The sequence below is a fragment of the Streptomyces sp. G5(2025) genome (assembly GCF_049542075.1).
Lineage (GTDB): Bacteria > Actinomycetota > Actinomycetes > Streptomycetales > Streptomycetaceae > Streptomyces.
The window spans coordinates 5,702,863-5,724,173 of sequence record NZ_JBMUZT010000006.1; the positions used below are offsets into that span (position 1 = coordinate 5,702,863).

The 21,311-nt window shown below is 71.1% G+C and carries 15 protein-coding genes and 1 pseudogene; 10 read left to right on the top strand and 6 right to left on the bottom strand.

Features of this window, described 5'->3' with window-relative positions; translation table 11 throughout:
- Positions 1 to 69: 69 nt before the first annotated feature.
- Positions 70 to 387, top strand: a complete 318-nt coding sequence (locus ACOBQB_RS36765) for a DUF6191 domain-containing protein (RefSeq protein ID WP_423598221.1) — start codon at positions 70 to 72, stop codon at positions 385 to 387.
- Position 388: 1 nt separating this feature from the next.
- Here the strand turns inward: ACOBQB_RS36765 and ACOBQB_RS36770 are convergent, their stop codons facing one another.
- The gene (locus ACOBQB_RS36770; RefSeq protein WP_423598223.1) at positions 389 to 1,549 is read right to left on the bottom strand and encodes a PQQ-dependent sugar dehydrogenase; all 1,161 of its coding nucleotides are present in this window, start codon (positions 1,547 to 1,549) and stop codon (positions 389 to 391) included.
- A gap of 150 nt (positions 1,550 to 1,699) precedes the next feature.
- Positions 1,700 to 2,725 (bottom strand): aldo/keto reductase, encoded by a 1,026-nt coding sequence (locus ACOBQB_RS36775; protein ID WP_423598225.1) that lies wholly within the window; start codon positions 2,723 to 2,725, stop codon positions 1,700 to 1,702.
- A gap of 119 nt (positions 2,726 to 2,844) precedes the next feature.
- On the opposite strand from ACOBQB_RS36775, the gene ACOBQB_RS36780 reads away from it, so the two are divergent.
- The 6 genes from ACOBQB_RS36780 to serA all read left to right on the top strand — a co-directional run bounded on the left by ACOBQB_RS36780 (position 2,845) and on the right by serA (position 12,889).
- A complete protein-coding gene (locus ACOBQB_RS36780; protein WP_423598227.1) occupies positions 2,845 to 3,798 on the top strand; it encodes a 2-hydroxyacid dehydrogenase in 954 nt (317 codons plus the stop codon).
- A gap of 384 nt (positions 3,799 to 4,182) precedes the next feature.
- Positions 4,183 to 7,317 (top strand): putative bifunctional diguanylate cyclase/phosphodiesterase, encoded by a 3,135-nt coding sequence (locus ACOBQB_RS36785; RefSeq protein ID WP_423598229.1) that lies wholly within the window; start codon positions 4,183 to 4,185, stop codon positions 7,315 to 7,317.
- Between the two features lie 233 nt (positions 7,318 to 7,550).
- Positions 7,551 to 9,398, top strand: a complete 1,848-nt coding sequence (locus ACOBQB_RS36790; RefSeq protein ID WP_423598231.1) for an acetolactate synthase large subunit — start codon at positions 7,551 to 7,553, stop codon at positions 9,396 to 9,398.
- A 29-nt stretch (positions 9,399 to 9,427) separates the two neighbouring features.
- Positions 9,428 to 9,955: an acetolactate synthase small subunit gene (ilvN, locus tag ACOBQB_RS36795; protein ID WP_423598233.1), complete on the top strand. Its 528-nt coding sequence runs from the start codon at positions 9,428 to 9,430 to the stop codon at positions 9,953 to 9,955.
- Between the two features lie 103 nt (positions 9,956 to 10,058).
- Positions 10,059 to 11,060: a ketol-acid reductoisomerase gene (gene ilvC / locus ACOBQB_RS36800; RefSeq protein ID WP_127909881.1), complete on the top strand. Its 1,002-nt coding sequence runs from the start codon at positions 10,059 to 10,061 to the stop codon at positions 11,058 to 11,060.
- 224 nt (positions 11,061 to 11,284) lie between these two features.
- Positions 11,285 to 12,889, top strand: a complete 1,605-nt coding sequence (gene serA, locus ACOBQB_RS36805) for a phosphoglycerate dehydrogenase (RefSeq protein ID WP_423598236.1) — start codon at positions 11,285 to 11,287, stop codon at positions 12,887 to 12,889.
- Between the two features lie 56 nt (positions 12,890 to 12,945).
- Here the strand turns inward: serA and ACOBQB_RS36810 are convergent, their stop codons facing one another.
- The gene (locus tag ACOBQB_RS36810; protein WP_423598238.1) at positions 12,946 to 14,529 is read right to left on the bottom strand and encodes an MFS transporter; all 1,584 of its coding nucleotides are present in this window, start codon (positions 14,527 to 14,529) and stop codon (positions 12,946 to 12,948) included.
- 108 nt (positions 14,530 to 14,637) lie between these two features.
- Between ACOBQB_RS36810 and ACOBQB_RS36815 the strand changes: the two genes are divergently transcribed.
- Complete coding sequence (locus ACOBQB_RS36815) at positions 14,638 to 15,222, top strand: TetR/AcrR family transcriptional regulator (RefSeq protein ID WP_423598240.1); 585 nt, start codon at positions 14,638 to 14,640, stop codon at positions 15,220 to 15,222.
- Positions 15,223 to 15,382: 160 nt separating this feature from the next.
- Here ACOBQB_RS36815 and ACOBQB_RS36820 read toward each other — a convergent pair.
- A pseudogene (locus ACOBQB_RS36820) lies at positions 15,383 to 16,599 on the bottom strand (PucR family transcriptional regulator).
- Positions 16,600 to 16,761: 162 nt separating this feature from the next.
- Here ACOBQB_RS36820 and ACOBQB_RS36825 point away from each other — a divergent pair.
- Positions 16,762 to 17,688: a proline dehydrogenase family protein gene (locus tag ACOBQB_RS36825; RefSeq protein ID WP_423598242.1), complete on the top strand. Its 927-nt coding sequence runs from the start codon at positions 16,762 to 16,764 to the stop codon at positions 17,686 to 17,688.
- A gap of 52 nt (positions 17,689 to 17,740) precedes the next feature.
- Positions 17,741 to 19,381 carry an L-glutamate gamma-semialdehyde dehydrogenase gene (gene pruA / locus ACOBQB_RS36830; RefSeq protein WP_423598244.1) on the top strand — a complete coding sequence of 547 codons (1,641 nt, stop codon included), beginning with the start codon at positions 17,741 to 17,743 and terminating at the stop codon, positions 19,379 to 19,381.
- Positions 19,382 to 19,505: 124 nt separating this feature from the next.
- Here pruA and bla read toward each other — a convergent pair whose 3' ends face one another.
- Both bla and ACOBQB_RS36840 read right to left on the bottom strand, forming a co-directional pair.
- Entirely contained in the window at positions 19,506 to 20,396 is an 891-nt protein-coding gene (gene bla / locus ACOBQB_RS36835) for a class A beta-lactamase (protein WP_423598246.1), read from the bottom strand.
- Positions 20,397 to 20,398: 2 nt separating this feature from the next.
- A complete protein-coding gene (locus ACOBQB_RS36840) occupies positions 20,399 to 21,307 on the bottom strand; it encodes an alpha/beta fold hydrolase (protein ID WP_423598248.1) in 909 nt (302 codons plus the stop codon).
- Positions 21,308 to 21,311 lie beyond the last annotated feature (4 nt).

A 21,311-nucleotide genomic window follows, 5' to 3' on the forward strand; every position in this document is an offset into this window, starting at 1 on the left:
GCAGCCCCGGCCCGTTATGCGCGGCCTCACTTACGCTTGACGACAGAGACTCGGCTCCAGGGAGGCGCAGTGTTCAACGCGATCGAGGCGATTTTCGCGCCGGGGCGCAAGCACACCGACGACGAGAAGAAGCGTCTGGAGTTGACCCGCGTCGACCTCGCCGACGGCGACCCCGGGCGCGGACCGATCGACCTGTCCTCGGGCAAGGTGGTCGTACGCCCACCCGTCCCCTCGCCCCGCGCGGACGAGACGCCGGACTCGCATGAGGACCGAGACTCCCACGAGACGTCGGACTCCGCCGAGCAGGCAGCGCCGGGCGATCAGGTCACTCCCGCTCCCGCTCCCGGCGAGCGAATAGCGTCCGCCGACGAGTCGAGCGGCGGCTGACTCACTTCACCTCCACCTCCAGAATCTTGTCGTCCCCCTCCTCCGGCGTGCCCCGCGAGTCCGTCTCGTTCGTCACCAGCCACAGCTTGTCGCCGCCCGCCGCGAGAACCGTGCGCAGCCGGCCGTACTCACCCTTGAGGAACGACTGGGACTTCGGCTCCCCCTCCACGCCTCTCACCGGGACGCGCCACAACCGCTCACCCCGCAGACCCGCCATCCAGACCGAGCCCTCGGCGTAGGCGATGCCGCTCGGTGAGGCCTCGGAGGTCTTCCACTGGGCGAGCGGATCGCGGAACCCCTCTTCGCCGGCCTTGCCCTCAGCCTTGGGCCAGCCGTAGTTCTCCCCGGCCTTGATCTCGTTCAGCTCGTCCCATGTGTCCTGGCCGAACTCGGAGGCCCACAGCCGCTTCTGCTCGTCCCAGGCCAGGCCCTGCACATTGCGGTGGCCCAGGGAGTAGACGGGGGAGTCCGGGAAGGGATTGCCGGGAGCGGGCTCGCCGTCCGGGGTCAGGCGCAGGATCTTGCCGCCGAGGGACTTCTTGTCCTGCGCCAGGTCCGTGTCGCCCGTCTCGCCCGCGCCCGCGTAGAGCATCTTGTCCGGGCCGAAGGCGATCCGGCCGCCGTTGTGGATCATGCCCTTGGGGATGCCCTTGAAGATCGTGTCGGGAGCGCCCAGCTGCTCGCCGGCGGGCTTCTTCTCGTCGTAGAGCATGCGGGCGATGCGGTTGTCGGACTCCGTCGTGAAGTACGCGTACACCATGTGGTCCGAGGCGTACGACGGGGAGAGCGCGAGGCCCATCAGGCCGCCCTCGCCGCCGGGGGAGACGCCGGGCACCGAGCCGAGCTCCGTCTTCTTGCCTGTCGCGCCGTCCACTCGGGTGATGGTTCCTTCGTCGCGCGAGGAGACCAGGAGGTCGCCGCCGGGCAGCGCGGCGAGGCCCCAGGGGGAGGCGAGGCCCGTGGCGAGGGTGCGGGTCACCTTCGCCGAGCCCTTCTCCGGTGGGGGCTGAGCGCCCGGCTCCCCGGTGGGGGACTTGCTCGGCGCCTCCCGTTCGGAGGGGCTTTTGCGGTTCTCCGGCGCGTCCTTTCCATCCGACGAGCACCCGACCGCGAGGACGAGGGCAGCAGCGGTCAACACGGCGGTAACAGCGGGTCGTTGCATGATCAGGGTCCCTTCGACGCAGCGCTTCTACTGTTCATACACCGCCCGCGCCCCGCAGGTTCCCATTCCGCCACCACGAGATCACGAGCCCCGACCACGCCGCCGCGAGCCCCCTCGATTCCCCCCGCCCTCTCGCCATCCCCGGCCCTCTCAGTCCCACGACCCCAGCGCCGCCGGCAGTGCCGCGATCTCCGCCAGGTCCGTCCCGGTCAGCCGCAGCGCCGCCGCCGCGGCGTTCTCCACCGCCCAGCGCGCCCGCTTGGCCCCGGGGATCGGCACCACATGCCGGCCCTGCGCGAGCACCCACGCCAGCGCGACCTGCGCCGGCGTCGCCCCGTGCCGCTCCGCCACCCGGCGCAGCCCCACTACCAGCGGCTGATTGGCGGCCATCATCTCGGCGGTGAAGCGTGGGTGCCGGGCCCGCAGGTCGTCCGGCTCGAAGCCCTGGCCGGGTGTCAGCGTCCCGGTGAGGAAACCATTCCCCAACGGCATCGCCGCGAGGAACCCCACCCCGCGCGCCACGCACCACGGCAGCAGCGCCTCCAGCGCCTCGGGCGACCACACCGACAGCTCGGCCTCCACCGCACTCACCGGAAAGACCTGTTGCACCCGCTCCAGCTGGCGGATCGTCACGTCGTGCAGCCCGGCCCCCGGCCGCCCCGGCGCTATACGCCGACGCGAGCGCGCCCCCACCGCGCACAGCCCCAGGGCCCGCACCTTGCCCGCGGCGACGAGTTCGGCCATCGCGCCCCACGTCTCCTCGATGGGGACCTCGGGGTCGGCGCGGTGCAGCTGGTACAGGTCGATGGTCTCGGTCTGGAGCCGCCGCAGCGACGCGTCGCAGGCCCGTTTCACATAGCCGGGGCGGCCGTTGGCGACGATGTGCTGCTCGCCCACGAGCAGCCCGCACTTCGTCGACACGAACGCCTCCGCACGCCGCTCCTTCAGCACCCGGCCGATCAACAGCTCGTTGGTGAAGGGGCCGTACATGTCAGCGGTGTCCAGCAGTGTCAGCCCCGGACCGGCGGCGCCCGTGGCATCCAGTGCGGCGTGCACCGTGCGCAGCGACGCGTCGCCGCGCTGCCGCGAACCGGTGTACGCCCAGCTCATCGGCATGCAGCCGAGTCCGACGGCACCCACTTCGAGCGCCCCCGCGCCGATCGTCCTGCGCTCCACCTGGCCGTGCCCTCCCACCCCTCGTTCGGAGATCACCCCAACCTAACCGCTGCCGTCCCGGGCCCGAGCGCGGCCTCCCCGCGGGCGGCCCCCCGCAGGGGCGCATTAGCCTCCTGGCCATGGCGAAAGATGTATGGCTTCCCTACGAAGCCCACGAGATCCAGGGGCTGCCCGAGGCGTCGGAGGCGGGTCTCAACTACCGCTACTGGGACGGCGGCCCCGACTTCCCCGCCGATCCGGCCGACTGCGCCTTCTACGTGGTGCCCTACCTCAAGAGCACGGAGATCTCCGTACGCCCCTTGTCCGCGATGACATCCGTAGGCGTCGTGCAGACGCTGACCGCGGGCATCGACAACATGGAGCCGGGGCTCCCGTTCCTCGCCCCCGGAGTGCGGCTGTGCAACGCGCGCGGGGTGCACGAGGCCAGCACCGCCGAGCTGGCCCTCGCCCTGATCCTCGCGTCGCTGCGCGGCATCCCGCGGTTCGTCGAGGGACAGCGACAGGAGGAGTGGCGGTCCGGGTTCTACCCGGCGCTCGCCGACAAGTCCGTGCTCATCGTGGGATACGGATCGATCGGTTCCGCCATCGAGGACAGGCTCACCCCCTTCGAGTGTGCGCGGGTGGCGCGCGTCGCGCGCTCTGCCCGTGCCACGGAGCGCGGCCCCGTGCACCCGCTCACCGAACTGCCGGCCCTGCTGCCCCAAGCCGACGTCGTCGTGGTCTCGACGCCGCTCACCGAGGACACCCGAGGGCTGGTGGACGCCGGCTTCCTGGCCCGCATGAAGGACGGCGCGCTGCTCGTGAACGTCGCCCGCGGACCCGTGGTCGACACCTCGGCACTCCTCGCCGAACTGGAGTCGGGCCGCCTCACCGCCGCTCTTGACGTGACCGATCCGGAACCGCTGCCCGCAGGTCACCGCCTGTGGCACGCTCCTGGAGTGCTCATCAGCCCGCACGTGGGCGGTTCCACGTCCGCGTTCCTGCCCCGCGCCCAACGCCTGATCACCGCCCAGCTCACCAAGTACGCCGCGGGTGAGCCTCTTGACAACGTCGTCCGGATCACAGGCAGTTGATCACCTGAGCGCGCATTGTGCACGCTACGCGCTCGTATGCGTGCGCCCCGTGTTCACTTCGGCATTGATCGTCACGCAGCGTAGAGGGGCTATGTCCCTGTGTGACGATGCTGGTGTATCGTCCCGACAGGGGAGCGCCGTGGACCTTGCGGCGCGGGGACGAGACGTAGAACGGCGAGGGGGGCGACAGGCGATGTATGGCCTATGGGCGGACGATCCGACGCGGCGGGAAAGCCGTCGCCGACTCTCGCGCACACCGGTCCGCAGGCGCCGGCGCGGCGCGAGCCGCACGAGCGAGCGGCCCCGCACCCCGCAGCGCCACGACCGGTACGGCCGACGCGCGCGGCGGACGGACCTGCGGGCGGCACAGACCAGGGCGATCCGGTGAGCGCCCCGCCGACCACGACCGTCCTCGAAGCGGGGCCCCCATCGGCCCCGCCGCCCCCGAGGACGGCGCAGGACCGTCGCCCCGTGCCGGGCGGCCCCGGCCTCGCCTCCCAGGTCGCGCTGCTGCTCATCTGCGGTGCGTACGCGATGGGCTCCGCACTCGGCTGGGGCTCGGAGCGACTCGCCCTGATCATGGGGGACTTCGGGCTGAGCATCGCCGCCGCGGCCGCCGCCGTCTCCTGCTTCCGCTACTCCCGGACCCGCCGCAGCCGGTTTCGCCCCGCATGGCTGCTCTTCGCACTCTCCTCGGCGATGGCGGCCCTTGGCAACGGCGTCTGGGGCTGGTACGAAGTCGTGCTCCGGCAGCAGGTGCCGAGCCCCGGCCTGGCCGACCTCTTCTTCCTCTGCTTCGCGCCGCCCGCCATCATCGGCCTTCTCGTGCTCGCCAAACGCCCGGTGACCAAGGCGGGTTGGGGGTGCCTCGCCCTCGACTCGTGGCTGATCGGGGGCTCGCTCCTCACGCTCTCCTGGAGCCTCGCCCTCGCGCACACCGCACAGTTCCAGGGGCACAGCGTCGCGCACGCCGCGCTCTCGCTCGCCTACCCACTCCTCGACATCGCGCTGGTCAGCATGGTCCTGGCGCTGCACTTCAGGCGATCCTCGGCCAACCGCACCGCAGTGAACGCCGCGATCGCCGCGCTCGCCCTGACCGTCATGTGCGACGCGCTGTTCACCTCGCCCCTGCTGCACGCGAGTTACCGCTCCGGTCAGCTGCTGGACGCCGGCTGGTTCGCGGGCTCACTGCTCCTCGCCTACGCCCCCTGGGCGGCACCCACGCACCCGCGCGGGGAAGCCGGGACGGAGCACGCGCGCGTGCCGGACGAGGGCCCCGATGACGCGCGGGCCGCCGCCCCCCGGCCCATCGCCGGATCACTGGCCGCCCTCACGCCGTACCTCGCCGCCGCCGTCTGCACCTTGGGGATCCTCTACAACGTACTGAGTGGCCGGAGCGTCGACCGCGTCGTGCTTTTCACGGCGGGCACCGTCGTGCTCGCCCTCGTCGCCCGCCAGGGCATCATGCTCCTGGACAACATCACCCTCACCCAGGAGCTGGCCCAGAAGGAGAACCACTTCCGCTCCCTGGTCCAGGGCTCCAGCGACGTCATCATGATCGCCGCCCCGAACGGCATCCTGCGGTACGTGAGCCCGGCCGCCGCCGGGGTCTACGGCCGCGACGCCGAAGAGCTCGTCGGCTCCGAACTCGCCTCGCTGATACACCCCGAGGACCTCGGCCGGGTCGTCCATGAGGTGCGCAGGTTCCTCGCCGCCAACCCCGTCGAGGAGCCCACCACGCGCATCGAGTGCCGCTTCCGGTCGGGCAACGGTGACTGGCTGAACGTGGAATCCACCGTCAACCGCCACCACGGCGGCCTCATCTTCAACAGCAGGGACGTCACCGAACGGGTCCGCCTCCAGGCGCAGTTGCAGCACAACGCCGAGCACGACCCGCTCACCGACCTGCCCAACCGCGCGCTGTTCACCCGGAGGGTCAGCCAGGCCCTGACCGGCCGCAGGGTGACCGACCGCGGCACGGCCGTGCTCTTCATCGACCTCGACGGTTTCAAGGCCGTCAACGACACGATCGGCCACCAGGCCGGTGACGAGCTGCTCATCCAGGCGGCGCGCAGACTGCAGGAGGCGGTGCGTGCGGGCGACACCGCTTCCCGGCTCGGCGGCGATGAGTTCGCGGCACTCATCGTCGGCGACGGGACCAGGGACCAGGCCGCCAGGGAACAGCACATCTACGAACTCGCCGACCGACTGCGCATCACCCTCTCCCAGCCCTACGCCATCGACGGCAACGACGTGCGCGTCGCGGCCTCCATCGGAGTGGCGTTCGCCGAACCGGGCATCGGCGCGGGCGAGTTGCTGCGTAATGCCGACCTCGCGATGTACCGCGCCAAGGCGGCGGGCAAGGGGCGCGTCGAGCTGTACGCCCCCCAGATGCAGGCCGACGTCGTCCGCAAGGCGCAGCTCGCCACCCGGCTGCGCTCCGCCCTGCACGACGGCGAGTTCGCGCTGCTCCACCAGCCGGTGGTCTCCCTCGACGACGGCCGGATCACGGCGGTCGCCGCGCAGGCGCGCTGGCGCTCGGCGCAGGGCATCCTCTTCACGCCCGCCGAGTTCCTGCGCGTGTCCGAGACCGGGCACGGCAGAGACGCCGGGGGCGGCAAGGAGAGCGACCGCGCTGCCGAGCTCGGCCGCTGGATGCTCGAAGAGGCGGTCCAGCAGGCCGCCGAGCGCGGGCGCTCCGGTCACGCGGTGCCGGTGGCCGTCCGGATGAGCGCGCGCCGCCTGCTGGACCGCTCCATGCCCCTCGGCTCCATCGAGGCGCTCCTGACCCGGCACGGACTGCCCTCCGGGGCGCTCATCATCGAGCTGGCCGACAGCGACCCCAGGGTCTCGCTGGAGGACCTGGAGCGCCGGCTCACCGCCCTGCGCAGGCTCGGCGTCCGTATCGCCCTCGACGGCTTCGGCAGCGGCTATGCCGCGATCACCGCGCTGCGCCGGCTCCCGGTGGACGTGCTGAAGCTGGACCGCAGCCTGATCGAGGGCGTCGTCGAGTCCGCGCGGCTGCACAAGATCACCGCCGGTCTGCTGCGTATCGCGAACGACCTCGGGCTGCTCTCCGTGGCTGAGGGCGTGGACCTGCCCGAGCAGGTGGTCGCCCTGCGCGCGATGGGCTGCACGCACGGGCAGGGCGTGGCCTTCTCCGGGCCGCTCGACGAGTACCGGCTGCGCCGGGCGCTCGCCCTCGGCGAGTACCCGGTGCCGCGCGGCCCGGCCGAGCCCGTGCTCGCGGGCGGCCCCGCGGGCACGGCGCCGGTACTGGCGGGCGGCCCCGCCGGGACGGCCCCGGTGCTCGCGGGCGGCCCCGGGGGCACGACGTACGTCGGAGGGCCTTCCGCTGTCTTCGTGGGCGGGGCCCCCGGGCCGTACGTCGCCGGGGCGCCGGGGGCCTTCGCCGGCGGCTCCGCGGGAACGTACGCGGGCGGCTCCCCGGCGACGTACGCGACCGGCCCCTCGCCCTACGCCCGTTCACATAATGAGACCCCCATCCCACCTACTTGACAGGCACTGCGTGCCGGGGGGAGGGTCAATGCCATGCGCACCCGAATTCTCGTACTTGGAAAGCGCGTCGGCTGAAGCTGGGACCGACCGGTCCGAACACCGGATCCCAGCGACCGCACCCGGCGCGCTCCCCTCGCTTGCCTCACGGCACGAGGGGTTTTTTGTTGCACCGGCACCCGTCAAACCCCTGCAAAACCCCCGCAAAAACCCTCAGCTTCGAGAAGAGAATGCCGATGACAGAGCAGGCCACCGGGGCCCACCATCCGCAGCCGCGGCCCCGATCCTCTGGACAGCACTCCGCCTCCGTCGAGCACGTCACGGGCGCGCAGTCCCTCATTCGTTCTCTTGAGGAAGTCGGGGCCGACACGGTGTTCGGCATCCCCGGCGGCGCCATCCTGCCGGCGTACGACCCGATGATGGACTCCACCCGTGTCCGGCATGTCCTGGTCCGGCACGAGCAGGGCGCGGGCCACGCCGCGACCGGCTACGCCCAGGCCACCGGCAAGGTCGGCGTCTGCATGGCGACGAGCGGCCCCGGCGCCACCAACCTCGTCACCCCGATCGCCGACGCCCACATGGACTCCGTCCCGATGGTCGCGATCACCGGCCAGGTGGCCTCCAAGGCCATCGGCACGGACGCCTTCCAGGAGGCGGACATCGTCGGCATCACCATGCCGATCACCAAGCACAACTTCCTGGTCACCAAGGCCGAGGACATCCCGCGCACCATCGCCGAGGCCTTCCACATCGCCTCGACGGGCCGCCCGGGCCCGGTCCTCGTGGACATCGCCAAGGACGCCCTGCAGGCGCAGACGACGTTCTCCTGGCCGCCGCAGCAGGACCTGCCCGGCTACCGCCCGGTCACCAAGCCGCACGCCAAGCAGATCCGCGAGGCCGCCAAGCTCATCACCGCGGCCAGGCGCCCTGTCCTGTACGTCGGCGGCGGCGTCCTGAAGGCCCAGGCCACCGCCGAGCTGAAGGTCCTCGCCGAACTGACCGGAGCGCCCGTCACCACCACCCTGATGGCGCTCGGCGCGTTCCCCGACAGTCACCCGCTGCATGTGGGAATGCCGGGCATGCACGGTGCGGTCACCGCCGTCACCGCGCTGCAGAAGGCCGACCTGATCGTCGCCCTCGGAGCCCGCTTCGACGACCGCGTCACCGGCAAACTGGACAGCTTCGCGCCGTTCGCGAAGATCGTCCACGCCGACATCGACCCGGCCGAGATCGGCAAGAACCGCGCCGCCGACGTGCCGATCGTCGGCGACGCCCGCGAGGTCATCGCCGACCTCGTCCAGGCTGTCCAGGCCGAGCACACCGAGGGCCACACGGGCGACTACTCCGCCTGGTGGAACGACCTCAACCGCTGGCGCGACACCTACCCCCTCGGCTACACCCAGCCGGAGGACGGCTCGCTCTCCCCGCAGCAGGTCATCGAACGCATCGGACAGCTCGCCCCCGACGACACGATCTTCGCGGCGGGCGTCGGCCAGCACCAGATGTGGGCCGCGCACTTCATCCAGTACGAGAAGCCCGCGACCTGGCTCAACTCCGGCGGCGCCGGGACCATGGGCTACGCGGTCCCCGCCGCGATGGGCGCGAAGGCCGGTCAGCCCGGCCGCACGGTGTGGGCGATCGACGGCGACGGCTGCTTCCAGATGACCAATCAGGAACTGACCACCTGCGCCCTGAACAACATCCCGATCAAGGTCGCCATCATCAACAACGGTGCCCTCGGGATGGTGCGCCAGTGGCAGACGCTGTTCTACAACCAGCGGTACTCCAACACCGTCCTGCACAGCGGTCCCGAGGACATCGGCCCCAACAAGGGCACGCGCGTCCCGGACTTCGTGAAGCTGTCGGAGGCCATGGGCTGCGTGGCGATGCGCTGCGAGCGCCCCGAGGACCTCGACAAGGTCATCGCCGAGGCCAACGCGATCAACGACCGCCCGGTCGTGGTCGACTTCATCGTCCACGAGGACGCCCAGGTCTGGCCGATGGTCGCCGCCGGCACCTCGAACGACGAGGTCATGGCCGCCCGCGGGGTCCGCCCCGACTTCGGCGACAACGAAGACGACTGAGACCGAGAGCGAAAGAGAGACCACGAGCCATGTCCACCAAGCACACGCTCTCCGTCCTGGTCGAGAACAAGCCCGGCGTCCTCGCCCGGATCACCGCCCTGTTCTCCCGCCGCGGCTTCAACATCGACTCCCTCGCCGTGGGCGTCACCGAGCACCCCGACATCTCCCGCATCACCATCGTGGTGAACGTCGAGGACCTGCCGCTCGAACAGGTCACCAAGCAGCTCAACAAGCTCGTCAACGTCCTGAAGATCGTCGAACTGGAGCCGGGCGCCGCCGTGGGGCGCGAACTCGTCCTCGCGAAGGTCCGCGCCGACAACGAGACCCGCTCCCAGATCGTCGAGATCGTCCAGCTGTTCCGCGCCAAGACCGTGGACGTCTCCCCGGAGGCCGTCACCATCGAGGCCACCGGCAGCAGCGACAAGCTGGAGGCCATGCTCAAGATGCTGGAGCCCTTCGGCATCAAGGAGCTCGTCCAGTCCGGCACGATCGCGATCGGCCGGGGCTCCCGCTCCATCACGGACCGCAGCCTGCGGGCGCTCGACCGCAGCGCCTGACCCGGGTCTCCCGTATCCCTCTCGGATACCGAGACCCGCGAACTTCCCTCACTGAACCCGCCGTACGGTGGGACGCAACACCAGCACACATAGGAGATTCCCAGTGGCCGAGCTGTTCTACGACGACGACGCCGACCTGTCCATCATCCAGGGCCGCAAGGTCGCGGTCATCGGCTACGGCAGCCAGGGCCACGCCCACGCGCTGTCGCTGCGCGACTCGGGTGTCGACGTCCGCGTCGGTCTGCACGAGGGCTCCAAGTCCAAGGCCAAGGCCGAGGAGCAGGGCCTGCGCGTGGTCACCCCCTCCGAGGCGGCGGCCGAGGCCGACGTCATCATGATCCTGGTGCCGGACCCGATCCAGGCCCAGGTCTACGAGGAGTCCATCAAGGACAACCTCAAGGACGGCGACGCGCTGTTCTTCGGCCACGGCCTGAACATCCGCTTCGGCTTCATCAAGGCCCCCGAGGGCGTCGACGTCTGCATGGTCGCCCCCAAGGGCCCGGGCCACCTCGTCCGTCGCCAGTACGAGGAGGGCCGCGGCGTCCCGTGCATCGCGGCCGTCGAGCAGGACGCCACCGGCAACGGCTTCCCGCTGGCGCTCTCGTACGCCAAGGGCATCGGCGGCACGCGTGCGGGCGTCATCAAGACGACCTTCACCGAGGAGACCGAGACCGACCTGTTCGGCGAGCAGGCCGTGCTCTGCGGCGGCACCGCCGCGCTGGTCAAGGCGGGCTTCGAGACGCTGACCGAGGCCGGCTACCAGCCGGAGATCGCCTACTTCGAGTGCCTCCACGAGCTGAAGCTGATCGTCGACCTCATGTACGAGGGCGGCCTGGAGAAGATGCGCTGGTCGGTCTCCGAGACCGCCGAGTGGGGCGACTACATCACCGGCCCGCGGATCATCACCGACGCCACCAAGGCCGAGATGAAGAAGGTCCTCGCGGAGATCCAGGACGGCACGTTCGCCAAGCAGTGGATGGACGAGTACCACGGCGGCCTGAAGAAGTACAACGAGTACAAGACCCAGGACGAGAACCACCTCCTGGAGACCACCGGCAAGGAGCTGCGCAAGCTCATGAGCTGGGTCAACGACGACGACGCGTAAGTCGTACGGCACAGGGCCGGGGCGCAAGCCCCGGCCCTTGTCCACCGCGTCCAGCCACGGACGGGTGATCCTTCCGTAGAGGCGCATGCTGATCCGTTCGGCGCCACTATGCTTCTGTTCAACATTCGCGTCGGGCCCACAGCGTCGTGCGTCTTCCACGCGGCTAAGCGACTCCGCCTGCGGCCGTCGGGACGGCCGTCCGCAAGGGACTTGTGAGGACTCACGTGAGCACTGCTGCCACCGGCAAACCCGTCGTACTCATCGCTGAAGAGCTGTCGCCGGCCACTGTCGACGCCCTGGGCCCGGACTTCGAGATCCGGCAGTGCAACGGCGCGGACCGCGCCGAGCTGCTGCCCGCCATCGCCGACGTCGACGCGATTCTGGTCCGCTCCGCGACCAAGGTCGACGCCGAGGCCATCGCCGCCGCCAAGAAGCTGAGGGTCGTCGCCCGCGCGGGCGTCGGTCTCGACAACGTCGACGTGTCCGCCGCCACCAAGGCCGGCGTCATGGTCGTGAACGCCCCGACGTCGAACATCGTGACGGCCGCCGAGCTGGCCTGCGGCCTGCTCCTGGCCACCGCGCGCAACATCCCCCAGGCCAACTCCGCTTTGAAGAACGGCGAGTGGAAGCGCTCCAAGTACACGGGCGTCGAGCTGGCCGAGAAGACCCTCGGTGTCGTGGGCCTCGGCCGCATCGGTGCCCTCGTCGCCCAGCGCATGAGCGCCTTCGGCATGAAGGTCGTCGCCTACGACCCGTACGTGCAGCCCGCGCGCGCCGCGCAGATGGGCGTGAAGGTCCTCTCACTCGACGAGCTGCTCGAAGTCTCCGACTTCATCACCGTGCACCTCCCGAAGACCCCCGAGACCCTCGGCCTCATCGGTGACGAGGCGCTGCACAAGGTCAAGCCGACCGTCCGCATCGTCAACGCCGCGCGCGGCGGGATCGTCGACGAGGAGGCGCTGTACTCCGCCCTCAAGGAGGGCCGCGTCGCGGGCGCCGGTCTGGACGTGTACGCGAAGGAGCCCTGCACGGACTCCCCGCTCTTCCAGTTCGACCAGGTCGTCTGCACCCCGCACCTCGGCGCCTCCACGGACGAGGCGCAGGAGAAGGCGGGCATCGCCGTCGCCAAGTCGGTGCGCCTGGCCCTCGCCGGTGAGCTCGTGCCCGACGCGGTGAACGTCCAGGGTGGCGTCATCGCCGAGGACGTCCGCCCCGGTCTGCCGCTCGCCGAGAAGCTCGGCCGGATCTTCACCGCCCTCGCCAGCGAGGTCGCCGCCCGCCTCGACGTCGAGGTGTACGGCGAGATCACCCAGCACGACGTGAAGGTCCTCGAACTGTCCGCGCTGAAGGGCGTGTTCGAGGACGTCGTCGACGAGACCGTCTCCTACGTGAACGCGCCGCTGTTCGCCCAGGAGCGCGGCGTCGAGGTCCGCCTCACCACGAGCTCCGAGTCGCCCGACCACCGCAACGTGGTCACGGTGCGCGGCACGCTCGCCGACGGCGAGGAGATCGCCGTCTCCGGCACGCTGGCCGGGCCCAAGCACCTCCAGAAGATCGTCGCCATCGGTGAGTACGACGTCGACCTGGCGCTCGCCGAGCACATGGTCGTCCTGCGGTACGCCGACCGCCCCGGCGTCGTCGGCACCGTCGGCCGCGTCCTCGGCGAGGCGGGCATCAACATCGCGGGCATGCAGGTCGCGCGTGCCGACGTGGGTGGCGAGGCCCTCGCGGTCCTCACCGTCGACGACACGGTCCCGCAGCCGGTCCTCACCGAGCTCGCGGCGGAGATCGGTGCGGAGTCCGCCCGCGCGGTGAACCTCACGGACTGAGGCTTCGGGCCCCGGAGCCCTGGGCGCCGTCATCACCGGCTGCGCCGAGTTCGTCCTCAAACGCCGGACGGGCTGGAGATCTCTCCGGCTCGTCCGGCGTTTTCGGGTTCCCGCACACCCGCTCCGCGCAGCGCGCCCATCGCCAGCACCGCCGCCGCGAGCAGGATCACCGCGCCGGTCAGGGTCGCGGCGTGCATGCCGGTGGTGAACGCCTCGCGCGCCGTCGTGAGGAGCGTGTCCGCCGTGCGCCCCGGCAGGTGGTGGGCGGTGGCCACCGCGCCGCCGAGCGTCTCGCGGGCCTCGGCCGGGGCGGAGCCGGGCATCGCGTCGCGGTAGACCGCGTTGCCGATGGAGCCGAGGAGCGCCATGCCCAGCGCGCCGCCGAACTCCTGGCCCGTCTCCAGGAGCGACGAGGCGGAGCCCGCCTTCTCGGCCGGGGCGGCCCCGAGCGCCAGGTCGGTGAGCTGCGAGCCGACGACGACCGCGCCGCAGGCCAGGACGCCCGCGCCGGTGAGGACCAGCCACAGCGAGTCGGTGCCGGCCAGAGCGAGCAGGCCGTAGCCGCCGGCGGCGATGACGAAGCCGGCGGCCACGACGTGGGCGCGGTCCATGCCGCGCTGCACCAGTGCGGTGGCGGCAGGCGCCGCGAAGCCGATCGGCACCGACGGCAGGAGCGCCCAGAGAGCGGCCTCGATGGCGCTCTTGCCGAGGACGGACTGGAGGTACTGGGTGGTGAAGTACGCCGAGCCCATCACCGCCAGGGACGAGACGAGGTTCAGTGAGACGGCGGTGCCGAACGCGCGGCCGTGCCCCCGGAAGAGGTCCGGCGAGATCATCGGCGAGGCGGTGGTGCGCTGGCGGTGGACGAACAGGGCGGCGAAGAGCAGGCCCACGGCCACCGAGGCGACGTACTCGATCCGGACGCCCTCGGCGGGCATCTCCTTCAGGCCCCAGACCAGCGGCAGCACCGCGGCCATCGACAGCGGCACGCTCAGCAGGTCGAAGCGGCCCGGCGCCGGATCCTTGGACTCCGGGATCAGCAGGGGCGCGAGGAGCAGGAGCAAGACCATCGCGGGCAGGTTCACCAGGAACACCGAGCCCCACCAGAAGTGCTCGACGAGGACGCCGCTCATCACCGAGCCGAGCGCGATGCCGGCGACCATGACGCCGGTCCAGATGCCGATCGCCTTCGCGCGCTGACCCGCGTCGAGGAACATGGTGCGCACCAGCGCCATGGTGGACGGCATCAGGGTGGCGCCGCCGATGCCGAGGACCGCGCGGGCCGCGATCAGGGTCTCGGCGCTGTTGGCGTACGCGGCGACGAGCGAGGCGGCGCCGAAGGCGACGGCGCCGAACAGCAGGAGCCGGCGGCGGCCGATGCGGTCGCCGAGTGAGCCCATCGTCATCAACAGGCCGGCGAGCACGAACGCGTAGATGTCGAAGATCCACAGCTGCTGGGTGCCGCTCGGTCGCAGGTCCGCGCTGACCTCCGGGATGGCGAAGTACAGGACGGAGACGTCCATCGAGACCAGGAGCAGGGGAAGCATCAGGACGGCGAGGGCCGTCCATTCCTTGCGGGTGGCGCGGGTGGCGCGGGTGGCGCGGGTGGCGCGGGTGGGCGCGTGCGGGTTCGTTTGCATGGCGGTGACTGTACGGGCGTCTTATACGGGTGTCTAGTACGAGTGTATAAAACGGCCGTGTGAGACGGTGGTATGGGACGTCCGTATGGGTCGGCGTAGGCTGCCCGTATGGGGCACCGTGAAGATCTGCTCGAAGGCGCCAAGCGCTGCCTGCTGGAGAAGGGGTTCGTCCGCACGACGGCCCGCGACATCGTGAAGGAGTCCGGTACGAACCTCGCGTCCATCGGTTACCACTACGGGTCCAAGGACGCGCTGCTCGTGGAGGCGTACATCGCGCTCATGGAGCCGATGGGTGAGGGCTTCCAGGGTGTGCGGCAGGAGGGGGGCGTCCAGAAGGGCGGCCTGGAGCACTTCCAGAAGATGTGGGCGAACATCATTCGCTCGGTCCCCGAAGCGCGCCCCATCTGGATGATGTCTCTGGAGGTCATCACGCAGGGCGAGCGTCTCGCGGGGATCCGCGACCTGCTGATCAAGGCGCAGAGCGAGGGGCGCAGCGGACTCGCCGCCCTGTTCACCGGCATCGACGAGAGCGTGCTCCCGGCCGACGTCGTCGAGACCGAGGGGCGCTTCTACACCACGCTGCTCAACGGCCTGATGGTGCAGTGGCTCTTCGACCCGGAATCGGCGACCACCGCCGAGCAGTTGACCGAGGGACTGCGGCGGGTGATGGACCGGGCGCGGGACGGGGCCTGAAACGGGTGCGCGCGAGGGAGTGCCGTCCGCCTGACTGCCAGGCCGCCGCGGTGCCCGTGGTGAGGACAGTGCCGGAGAGCGCGATGGCGGAGACGGCGACGGCGGAGGCCAACAGCCTGAGCTTCGTGAGGGGTTCGTTCTCCCGTGTGGAGGGCGCCCCTTACAGTCGTGACGACTTCAGGACCATGTGCAGCAGCAGCCGGTCCTCGCCCTCGTCCAGGTCGAGGCCCGTGAGCTGTTCCACGCGCGAGAGGCGGTAATAGAGCGTCTGGCGGTGGATGCCCAACTCCGCGGCCGTGCGCCCCGCTTGGCCCGCGCAGTCGAGGAACACCTCGGCGGTGCGGGCCAGTTCGCGGTGGGCGGGGACAGCAGCTGCCGGGCCACCGGGTCGTGCGCCGCCTCCGGGGGCAGCGCCGTCAGGAGCCGGTAGGGGCCCACGTCCGACCACTGGGCCACCGGGCCGAAGCGTTGCTCGGCGAGCGCCGCGCGCGCCGCCCCTGACGCCTCCCACCAGGCGGCGCCCAGATCCTCCAGGCCGTGCCGGGCCCCGGCGATCCCGGCGGTGCTCCCGGCCGCGGCGCCCCGCGCGGTCTCCAGGAGGCGCGCGGCCGCGGTGTGCGCGGGGGAGAGGGCGTCGGCCGAGCGCAGCCGGACCAGCGCCGCGATGGACTGGCCTGTCGTGCCCCACGGCACCGTGCAGATCGCGGCGGCGGACGGCACCGTACGGGCGGCGGGGGCGGCCTCCGGGTCGGCGGAGGGCCACGGCGCCACGCACACCACCGCGTGCAGTCCCTCGGCGCCGGAGCCGAGGGCGGTGCGCAGGGACGCCACCGCCATGTCCCGCTGCCAGCCCCGCTCAGCGGTCAGGACCGCGCGGAACTCCCGGGTCAGGTCGGCGCCGGCCTGCGCCTCGTCGGCCAGTAGCGCGCCGATCCTGGCCGTCACCTCCATGGCGGCGCCCAGCTGCCGGTCGGTCGGGCCCGGCTCGCCGTCGAGCAGCCATACGTACCCCAGGGCGAAGCCCCGATGGCGTACGGGCAGGCAGATCCTGCCCCGCAGGACGCCCGCCGCCGGGGTGGGCGGGATACGGACCGGACCCGTGGCGCGGGTGATGCCGAAGCCCTCGAACCAGGCGCGGACCTCGGCTGTGGAGCGGCGCGTCAGGATCGAGCGGGTGCGGACCGGGTCGAGGGCGGTCGCGTCGAAGCCGCTGTCCCCGTCCTCTCCGCCGTCGTGCGCGCCGAAGGCGATCAGCTCGAAATCGCGGTTCTCCAGGGTCGCGGGAGCGCCGAGCAGCGCCGAGATCTCGTCGACCAGTTCTTGGTAGTCGCCCTTCACCTGTCCATTCTCGCCCAGGGCGCCCCGTTTCTCAGACATCTGTATGAGATCCAGGGCACGGATGCGTGACAGGTGTCGATGGTTCGGGGCGGGGGTGATCCTTAGATTTCACGGTGGTTCTCCGTGCCGTACCGCTTTGTCACCTCTGAGTAGGACTATGTCGGTAGGGCACTCGATTTCGTACACCCGTGGAGGTGCCCCGTGCTGGGTCCCGTGATCCTCGCCGCGTCGCGCAGCGACAAGATGCGCCGCTTCGTCTCGGCGGCCCCCGGCACCAAGCAGGTCGTGGCCCGGTTCATCGCCGGTGAGAGCGTCGACCAGGTCGTGCCGATCATCGTCGACGCCGCCGACAAGGGCCTTGAGGTCACCCTCGACGTGGTGGGCGAGGACATCACCACCGTCGAGCAGTCCCACGCGGCCCGCGACGCCTATCTGGAGCTCATCGACCGCCTGAAGGACCTCGGCCTCGGCACGAAGGCCGAGATGTCCGTGAAGCTGTCCATGTTCGGCCAGGCGCTGGAGGGCGGCCACGAGCTCGCGCTGAGCAACGTCCGGCCCGTCGTCGAGGCCGCCGCCGCGATCGGCACCACCGTCACCCTGGACGCCGAGGACCACACCACCCTCGACTCGATGTTCGCCATCCACGACGCGCTGCGCGAGGACTTCCCGCAGACCGGCTGCGTCATCCAGGCCTACCTCTTCCGCACCGAGGCCGACGCCCGCCGCCTCGCCGCGAACGGCAGCCGCGTGCGTATCGTGAAGGGCGCCTACAAGGAGCCCGCCGCGGTCGCGTACCAGGACAAGGCCGAGATCGACAAGGCGTACGTCCGCGTCCTGCGCATCCTGATGGAGGGCGAGGGGTACCCGATGATCGGGTCCCACGACCCGCGCCTGATCTCCATCGCACAGGAGCTCGCGCGGCGCGCGGGGCGCAAACTGGATGAGTACGAATTCCAGATGCTGTACGGCATCCGCGGTGACGAGCACCTGCGGCTGGCCGCCGAGGGCCACCGGATGCGCGTCTACACGGCGTACGGCACCGACTGGTACGGCTACTTCATGCGCCGTCTCGCGGAGAAGCCGGCGAACCTCCTCTTCTTCGCCCGCTCCATCCTCACCAAGGACTGAACCAAGGGCTGAGCTCCCACCCCCTCGACCCTTTTAAGGAGATACGGAACTCATGGACGCTGTCACTCAGGTCCCCGCCCCGGTCAACGAGCCGGTGCACGGTTACGCCCCCGGCTCCCCGGAGCGCGCCCGGCTGGAGACCAAGCTCAAGGAGCTGGCCGAGAACCCCATCGAGCTGCCGATGACCATCGGCGGCGTCAAGCGCCTGGGCGGCGGCGAGCCGTTCCAGGTCGTGCAGCCGCACAACCACCAGGCCGTCATCGGCCACGGCCGCGGCGCCACCCAGCAGGACGCCCAGGACGCGATCGACGCCGCCCTGGCCGCCGCCCCGGCGTGGCGCGCGATGTCCTTCGATGACCGTGCCGCGATCATCCTGCGCGCCGCCGAGTTGCTGTCCGGCCCCTGGCGCGAGACGCTGGCCGCCTCCACGATGCTCGGCCAGTCGAAGACCGCCCAGCAGGCCGAGATCGACACCCCCTGCGAGCTCGTCGACTTCTGGCGCTTCAACGTCAAGTACGCCCGTGACCTGCTCGCCGAGCAGCCCCCGGCGAACGCCCCCGGTGTGTGGAACCGCCTGGACCACCGCCCGCTCGAAGGCTTCGTCTACGCGATCACGCCGTTCAACTTCACGGCCATCGCGGGCAACCTCCCGACCGCCCCGGCCCTGATGGGCAACGTGGTCGTGTGGAAGCCGTCCCCGACGCAGACCCACGCCGCCGTGCTGCTCATGCAGCTCCTGGAGGAGGCCGGGCTGCCCAAGGGCGTCATCAACCTCGTCACCGGCGACGGCATCGCGGTCTCCGAGGTCGCCCTGCACCACCGCGACCTGGCCGGCATCCACTTCACCGGCTCGACCCCGACCTTCCAGCACCTGTGGAAGACGGTCGGCGAGAACATCGCGAAGTACCGCACCTACCCGCGCCTCGTCGGCGAGACCGGCGGCAAGGACTTCGTCGTCGCCCACCCGAGCGCCGACCGCGCGATCCTCAAGACCGCGCTGACCCGCGGAGCCTTCGAGTTCCAGGGCCAGAAGTGCTCCGCCACCTCGCGCGCGTACATCCCGGCCTCCATCTGGAACTCCGGTTTCAAGGAGGAGTTCGCGGCGGAGGTCGACGGCATCAAGATGGGTGACGTCACCGACCTGACGAACTTCATCGGCGCCGTCATCGACGAGCGCGCCTTCGCCAAGAACAAGGCGGCCATCGACCGCGCCAAGGCGGACGACACCTGCACGATCGTCGCGGGTGGCACCTACGACGACTCGGTCGGCTACTTCGTGCGCCCGACCGTCGTCGAGTGCACGGACCCGGCCAACGAGGTCTTCACGACCGAGTACTTCGGTCCGTTCCTCGCGGTGCATGTGTACGACGACAGCAAGGCCGAGGCGTACGACGAGATGCTGGCACAGATGGAGTCGGTCTCGGACTACGCGCTCACCGGCTCCGTCATCGCGGGCGACCGCGCGGCGGCCGCGTACACGATGGACAAGCTCCGCTACGCGGCGGGCAACTTCTACATCAACGACAAGTCGACCGGCGCCGTCGTCGGCCAGCAGCCCTTCGGCGGCGGCCGCGGCTCCGGCACCAACGACAAGGCGGGCGCCCCGCAGAACCTCCAGCGGTGGACGCTGACGCGCGCCATCAAGGAGACGCTGGTCCCGCCGACGGAGTACGGCTACCCGCACATGGGCTGACCCCCTCCCCGGGCCGTGCCGGCCACGGCCCGCCCCTGAACCCCGCCTCCGACCTGGGCCCCACCCCGGTCGGAGGCGGTGTGTTTTTCCCGGCCTCGTCAGGTCGTGTGTCTTCCCGGCCTCGTCAGGCCAGGGCGTCGACGGCGACGCGGGTCATGTCGGCGGCGATGCGGTCCTCGCCGGGGGTGTCCGGGTCGAGGCGCGTGGTGTACACGGAGATGACCAGTGGCGCGCCGCCCTTCGGCGGCCAGGCGACGGCGACGTCGTTGACGCCGCCGTAAGCGGGCGAGCCGGTCTTGTCGCCGACGCGCCAGCCCGCGGGGAGCCCGGCGCGGATGCGCTGGTCGCCGGTGGTGTTCTCCAGGAGCCAGCGGGTGAGCTGGCCGCGGTCGAGCGGGTGCAGGGCGTCGCCGAGGACGAGCTTGCGCAGGTTCGCGGTCATGGCGGCCGGGGTCGTCGTGTCGCGCCGGTCGCCGGGGATGTTGGTGTTGAGGTCGGTCTCCCACCGGTCGAGGCGGGTGCGGGAGTCGCCGAGCGAGCGGGCGAACTCGGTGATGCCGGACGGCCCGCCGATGCGCCGCATCAGCAGGTTGCCGGCCGCGTTGTCGCTGTAGGTGATGGTCGCGTCGCACAACTCCCGTACGGTCATGCCGGTTTCGAGGTGCAGCTCGCACCTCGGCGAGTACGTGACCAGGTCCTCGCGCCCGTACCGGATCAGTACGTCGAGCAGCCCCGGCTCCTGCTCGCGCGCCCTGCGCAGGATCGCGGCGGCGGCCAGGACCTTGAACGTCGAGGCGATGGCGAAGCGTTCGTCCGCGCGGTGGCCGAGGGTGGCGCCGGTGCCGGTGTTCAGCGCGTGCAGGCCGATGCGGCCCGGGTAGTCCTTCTCCAGCTCGCGCAGCCGCCGCCGGGCGTCGGGGAAGGCGGTGGCGTGCGCGGTGCCGGGCACGGACAGGAGGACGGGGGCCACGGCGGCGGCGCCAAGGAGGGCTCTGCGGGAGGGAGTCGCGTTCATGATCACGACCGTACCCGGGCGTCCGGGAGCCGGGCCAGGAAACCGTCGATCAGCCCGGCGATCCGCGCGGCGTGCGTCTCCAGGGCGAAGTGCCCGGTGGGCAGCAGGTGCACCTCGGCCTCCGGGAGGTCGCGCAGGAAGGCGAGGGCGCCGTGCGGCACGAAAATCTCGTCGTGGGCGCCCCAGGCCGCGAGCAGCGGGACCTGGGAGGTGCGGAAGTACTCCTGGAACGCCGGGTACAGGGCGATGTTGCTGCCGTAGTCGCCGATGAGCGCGAGCTGGATCGCGTCCTGGCCCTCGCGTGCCATCAGGGCGGCGTCATGGTGCCAGGCGTCGGGGTCCAGCAGGCTCGGGTCCGGGACGCCGTGCGTGTACTGCCACGTGATGCCCGCCAGGGAGCGGATCTTTCGGACCGGCGCGGCGGTCTTCTCGCTCGGGTCCGCGATGTAGGCGAGGACCGGCGCCCAGGCCTCGGCGCCGAGGCCTTCCTCGTACGCGTTGCCGTTCTGCGTGATGACCGCGGTGACGCGCTCGGGGTGGGCGAGTGCGAGGCGCAGGCCGATCGGGGCGCCATAGTCCTGGACGTACAGCGCGAAGCGGTCCAGGGCGACCCGTTCGGTGAACTCGGCGGTGGCGTCGGCGAGTTCGGCGAAGGTGTACGGGAACTCATCGGCGTCCGGCGCCGCCGAGCGGCCGAAGCCGATGTGGTCGGGGGCGATGACGCGGTAGCGGTGGGAGAGCAGCGGGATGAGGTCCCGGAACATGTGCGAGCTGGTAGGGAAGCCGTGCAGCAGGAGGAGGGCGGGGGCGTCGGCGGGGCCCGCCTCGCGGTAGGCGATCTCGTGGCCCCGGACGGTGGTGGAGCGGTAGTGGGTGCGGTGGGCTCGGTCCTGGTGGTGCGCGCTGCTCATCTCT

Excerpts from the sequence above, each read along its gene's own strand:
- ACOBQB_RS36770 (WP_423598223.1), bottom strand. The coding sequence starts at position 1,549 with ATGCAACGACCCGCTGTTACCGCCGTGTTGACCGCTGCTGCCCTCGTC.
- ACOBQB_RS36780 (WP_423598227.1), top strand. The coding sequence starts at position 2,845 with ATGGCGAAAGATGTATGGCTTCCCTACGAAGCCCACGAGATCCAGGGG.
- ACOBQB_RS36790 (WP_423598231.1), top strand. The coding sequence starts at position 7,551 with ATGACAGAGCAGGCCACCGGGGCCCACCATCCGCAGCCGCGGCCCCGA.
- ilvN (WP_423598233.1), top strand. The coding sequence starts at position 9,428 with ATGTCCACCAAGCACACGCTCTCCGTCCTGGTCGAGAACAAGCCCGGC.
- ACOBQB_RS36810 (WP_423598238.1), bottom strand. The coding sequence starts at position 14,529 with ATGCAAACGAACCCGCACGCGCCCACCCGCGCCACCCGCGCCACCCGC.
- ACOBQB_RS36815 (WP_423598240.1), top strand. The coding sequence starts at position 14,638 with ATGGGGCACCGTGAAGATCTGCTCGAAGGCGCCAAGCGCTGCCTGCTG.
- pruA (WP_423598244.1), top strand. The coding sequence starts at position 17,741 with ATGGACGCTGTCACTCAGGTCCCCGCCCCGGTCAACGAGCCGGTGCAC.
- bla (WP_423598246.1), bottom strand. The coding sequence starts at position 20,396 with ATGAACGCGACTCCCTCCCGCAGAGCCCTCCTTGGCGCCGCCGCCGTG.
- ACOBQB_RS36840 (WP_423598248.1), bottom strand. The coding sequence starts at position 21,307 with ATGAGCAGCGCGCACCACCAGGACCGAGCCCACCGCACCCACTACCGC.